Annotated in this window: 5 protein-coding genes; all 5 read right to left on the bottom strand. The window is 75.5% G+C overall.

Features of this window, described 5'->3' with window-relative positions:
- On the bottom strand, positions 1-559 hold a 559-nt coding region (locus D450_RS0128895; RefSeq protein WP_017542111.1), incomplete at its 3' end, for an AAA family ATPase.
- Positions 560-811: 252 nt separating this feature from the next.
- Complete coding sequence (locus D450_RS35350; RefSeq protein WP_017542110.1) at positions 812-934, bottom strand: hypothetical protein; 123 nt, start codon at positions 932-934, stop codon at positions 812-814.
- A gap of 270 nt (positions 935-1,204) precedes the next feature.
- On the bottom strand, positions 1,205-2,845 hold the full coding sequence (locus D450_RS0128885) for a hypothetical protein (RefSeq protein WP_017542109.1): 1,641 nt from the start codon (positions 2,843-2,845) through the stop codon (positions 1,205-1,207).
- Entirely contained in the window at positions 2,842-3,705 is an 864-nt protein-coding gene (locus D450_RS0128880; protein WP_017542108.1) for an ABC transporter ATP-binding protein, read from the bottom strand. Before D450_RS0128880 ends, D450_RS0128885 begins: the two co-directional genes overlap by 4 nt.
- Positions 3,672-4,295 (bottom strand): TetR/AcrR family transcriptional regulator, encoded by a 624-nt coding sequence (locus D450_RS0128875; RefSeq protein WP_275041826.1) that lies wholly within the window; start codon positions 4,293-4,295, stop codon positions 3,672-3,674. The genes D450_RS0128880 and D450_RS0128875 overlap by 34 nt, the downstream gene beginning before the upstream one ends.
- Positions 4,296-4,584 lie beyond the last annotated feature (289 nt).

Here is a 4,584-nt window from a genome sequence, read left to right as displayed (position 1 = left end):
GCACGACGGCGGGCGGTGCGGCGGCGCGGACGGTGCCCAGCTCGGGCACGGAGATGGCGAACTCGGAGAGGAACTCCAGCAGGAACGCCTCGAACTCGTCGTCGGCGCGGTCGATCTCGTCGATGAGCAGCACGGCGGGGCGGCCGGGGGCGCTCTCCTCCAGGGCCCGCAGCAGGGGGCGGGCCTGCAGGTAGCGGCGGTCGTACATGCCGGCCTCCAGCTCCTCGGCGGCGGCCGGGGCCTGGCCGGAGGCCTGGACGGCGCGCAGGTGGAGCAGCTGGCGGGGGTGGTCCCAGTCGTAGAGGGCCTGGGAGGCGTCGATGCCCTCGTGGCACTGCAGGCGGATCAGCGGGGCGCCGAGGACGCCGGAGAGGGCGCGGGCCAGTTCGGTCTTGCCGACGCCCGCGTCCCCCTCTAAGAAGAGCGGCCGCTGCATGCGCAGGGCGAGGAAGCACGCGGTGGCGGCGCCGTCGTCGGCCAAGTAGCCCTGGCCGTCCAGCAGCACGGCCAGGGCCTCGGGGTCGTCCGGGCCGGTGCCCGGTGCGCCGGTTGCCCCCATGCCCCTCCTCTGGGAGTCCCGATGTCCCGTTCCTGAGACAAGGCTATGTGCCCTGTCCCACAGCGTGAGAGGTCATGATCCTCCAAATTTCCGGGGCGGTGAAGACTCCCGGTCGTACGCGCGCACATGGGCGGCGGTCGGTGCGGTCCTGGCGGGGTCGTCGGTGTCGACGGTCGTGCGGGGGTCGGGGAAGAGCCCGGGGCCGGCCCTTCGGGGAGTCCGGTCCCGACCCGGTCCGCCACGCGGTCCGGATCAGCCGGCCAGGGTCGATGCGAGGGCGAGGAGGGTGACGAGGACCCAGAACAGCACGGAGACGCGGTCGGCGCCGGCACGCGCGGTCCGGGTCACCCGCATGCTCAAAGTGAGGGTCTCCATGTTTCCTATGACGCCCCACGCACACCACTTGGTTCAAACGGTTTTCCGTTCACGGGGCGCCCCTGGGAGCGGAGGGCAGGCCGTTTCAGGAGCAGACCGGCGGGGAACGCGGACAGATGGGCCTGTAGGACCCCTTGGGCGGTCTGTCGGCAGCCGCGCAGGGAGCAGGGCATGTAACCGCCGTGCAAGCGGTGCGGTGGAACCGGTCCTCCGGAACCGCCGTTTTCCTGCAGGTACACCCGGCCACCGGGGGACATGTGCGGCGCCCGTTCACGACTCCAGCCGCGCCTCGGTCCGGCGGGCGGCGACGACGCACAGGACGAGGGTCCACAGCACCCCGCACGCCAGGACGAGGGCGGGCGGAAGGCCGGTGCCGGGGAATCCGGGCAGCACGGTCAGCGCCCAGGCGGGTGGGGCCGCCAGGAGCATCCACACCGCCGGATCCGGCAGGGTCCAGGCCAGGACGGGCAGCAGCACCGACACCGCGGCCAGGGCCTTCACCGCCACCAGCGCCTCCACCGTGTTCGAGGCCGTCGCCGTGATGGCCAGCACCATGAGCGGCCCGGCCGCGGCCGCGAGGAGGACCGCGGCCGCGAGCCCCGCCGATGCGGGTGGAGCGAGCCCGGAGAGGGGCACCGCGGCCGCCAGGCCGATCAGCGCCAGCAGTCCCGCCAGCCCCGACCGGTACGCGATGTACCCGCGCAGCGGCAGCGGGGAGGCCCGCAGGATCAGCAGGGCGCCGTCGTCGGCCTCCTCCATGAACCGTAGGGCGACCACCGAGCCCGTGATGACGGGGACGTGCAGCAGGATCAGCGCGGCGAACACCGGGGGCGCCGCGGAGGCGGGGTCGAACCCGTAGGCGCTCTGCACCAGGGCGGCCATCGGCGGGTAGCCGACGCGCAGGACCAGCGACAGCAGGACCGGGGCGGCCAGGCCGACCAGGATCAGCGCGTCGCGCCGCCCCGGCAGCAGGTCGAAGCGCAGGAACATGAGCAGGGGCCGGCGTCCGCGCGGCCGCGCCCCCGTGCCCGCCGCCGCGGAGGCGGAGCCGGAGGCAGCGGCACGCCTCGTACCGGGGGCCGGGCCGGCTCCCGCACCGGAGCCACGAGGGGGCGCCGATGGGTGCCCGGACGTATCGGCCGAAGGCGCCGTGGCCCGCGCGGCCCACGCACAGGCCGCGACCGCCCCCGCCGCTCTCCACGCCGCCGCCGCGACCACGGCCGGGACCGGCGGCACCGGCATGGCCGGCTGCGCGCCGGACACGCCGACGGACGTGCCCAGCCGGATCAGCTCTGCGCCCGCCGTGGTGGGGACCAGGAAGGTCAGCGGAGTGTGCACGGCGCCGGTCAGGTGCAGGACCGGCACCGTGATCAACAGCGCGACCCCGGGGACCAGGCGCAGGAACGCGCCGGGGAGCGTGGCCGCCCCGCCGCCCAGGGCCAGGCAGGCGGCGACCAGGAGCACCGACGTCAGTGCGACGCCCCCCGTGGTCGCCGCGACCGCGCCGGGGCCGAGCGGTACCCCCGAGGCCAGGGCGAGGGGGACGGCGATCGCCGCGGCCAGCACGGTCAGGACCGAGACGCGCGCGACGACCGGTTCCCAGGGCCGCAGGGGCGTCGTGCCCCGCGCGGCGTCGACCCGCTCGACGCGTTCGAACAGCGCCAGTCCCACCGCGATCAGGGCGCCGAACCCGGCCGTGTCCACGAAGAGCAGCAGCGGGAGCAGGCGCTGCGCCCCTGGGGCGGGCAGCGCCGCAAGGGTGAGGGACCACAGGACCGCGAGCGCCGCCGCCAGGCCGACGACGCCGTACCGCCACGCGACCGCGGCCTCCGCCCGCACCGCGGCGCGGAGGCGGCGCCCGGTGGGCCCTCCGCCGCTCCCCGGCGCCGCGGGCACGGCCCGGGCGGTCACAGCCGGACCTCGGTGACCTCGGCGAAGACCTCGTCCAGGGCGGCTTCGCGGCTGTGCAGGGCGGTCAGCCGACCGGACCGCACCAGGGCCGCCAGTTCCCCGGCGTCCGCGCCCGAGGCGGAGAACACCCTGCGGCGGGGGCGGCCGTCCTCGCCGTCGTACTCGGCGACCAGCCCGGGCCTTCCGTGCCGGCGCTTGAACCCCTGCGGGGTGTCCACCGCGACGATCCGGCCGCCGGCGACGAAGGCGACCCGGTCGCACAGCTCGTCGGCGGTGCGCATGTCGTGGGTGGTCAGGAAGACGGCGGCGCCGCGCTCGGCCTCGGAGCGGATCACCTCGCGCATGGCCCCGGCGCGGACGGGGTCCTGCCCGGAGGTGGGCTCGTCCAGGAAGAGGAGCGAGGGGCGGTTGACCAGGGCACGGGCCAGGTTCAGCCGCATCCGCATGCCCTTGGAGACGGTGCCGACCCGCCGGTCCGCGGCGTCGGCCAGGCCGAGCCGGGCGAGGAGCCGCCCGGGGTCGGCGGTGGGACCGCCGTAGAAGGAGGCGAACACGTCCAGGTTCTCGCGGGCCGTCATCCGGCCGAACGCGGCGGGCAGCTCGAAGCCCACGCCGATCCGCTCGTGGTAGTCGCGCCCCCAGTCCGGCAGCGGGCGGCCGAGGACGCGCACGCTCCCCCGGTAGCGGCGCAGCAGGCCGGTCAGGACGTTCTGGACGGTGGACTTGCCCGCGCCGGAGGGGCCGAGGAACCCGAACACCTCCCCGGCCGAGACCGCGAAGTCCATGCCGGATACGGCGTCCGCCGAAGCGCCGCGGTAGCGCACGGTCAGCCCGTCGACCCGGACGGCGTCGTCGCCCATGGCGCGCTCCCTTCCCCGGTGGACGCACCGGCCAGGGCCCCGAGGGCCTCGTCGACGAGGGCGGGCAGGTCGGCGGCGCCGTCGGACTCCGCCCACGCGGTCACGGCGGCGGCGAGGGCGGCGGTGCAGGCCGCGGCAAGGGCCCGGACGGGCAGCGGCGGGGGTTCGGCGCCGGGGGCCAGGCCCCGCTCGAAGGCCTCCTGCGAGCTCCGAATGCTGTCGCCCATCCGGTGCCGGAGCGCGGGCGTGTCCAGGATCAGCCGGGTGCGGAGGAGCAGCTGTTCCCTTTCCCGTTCGTACACGTCGGGCAGGGCGCTCATGAGGGCGTTCCTGATCCGGACGACGGGGGGTTCACCGGCGGGGCGCTCCCGGACGAGCCGCTCCAGCATCGGATCGTACTCGTCCCGCAGGACGACGTCCTCCTTGGTCGGGAAGTGCCGGAAGAACGTCATGTGCGAGACGCCCGCCTCGGCGGCGATCTGCGCGACGGTGGTCTTGTCGTACCCCTGTTCCAGGAACATCCGATAGGCCGCCGCCCGCAGGGCTCCCCGCGTGCGCACCCCTCGGTCCCGGTTCGCCCGACTGCTCATGGTTAGATACTAACGCATTAGTCACTAACGTCAATACCTCGTCGGCAGGACCGCCCGGGACCAGTGCAGAGCCGCGCGGAAGGCGGCGACAGGGCGGCCGGTCCCCCGCTCGCGGCTGCTTGCCGGGTGGCGGGTCCGCGCCGGTCAAGGGGAGGGCGGCGACCACGGACCAGCAGGTACCCCACTCGTGGCCGCTTCCCGGCCGCCGGGTCCGCGCCGGTCAGGGTAGAGGAGCAGCGACGACGGAGCCGGGCGCTTCCCCGGCCCTGCTTGTCGGCCGCCGGGTCGC

Origin of the sequence: Nocardiopsis halophila DSM 44494, assembly GCF_000341245.1 — a bacterium.
Classification (GTDB): Bacteria; Actinomycetota; Actinomycetes; order Streptosporangiales; family Streptosporangiaceae; genus Nocardiopsis_A; species Nocardiopsis_A halophila.
Note: the sequence above shows the minus strand (reverse complement) of the source record. Positions and strands in the feature narration are given on the sequence as shown.

Coding starts and splice junctions, on each gene's coding strand:
- D450_RS0128875 (WP_275041826.1), bottom strand. CDS start 4,295: ATGAGCAGTCGGGCGAACCGGGACCGAGGGGTGCGCACGCGGGGAGCC.
- D450_RS0128880 (WP_017542108.1), bottom strand. CDS start 3,705: ATGGGCGACGACGCCGTCCGGGTCGACGGGCTGACCGTGCGCTACCGC.
- D450_RS35350 (WP_017542110.1), bottom strand. CDS start 934: ATGGAGACCCTCACTTTGAGCATGCGGGTGACCCGGACCGCGCGTGCC.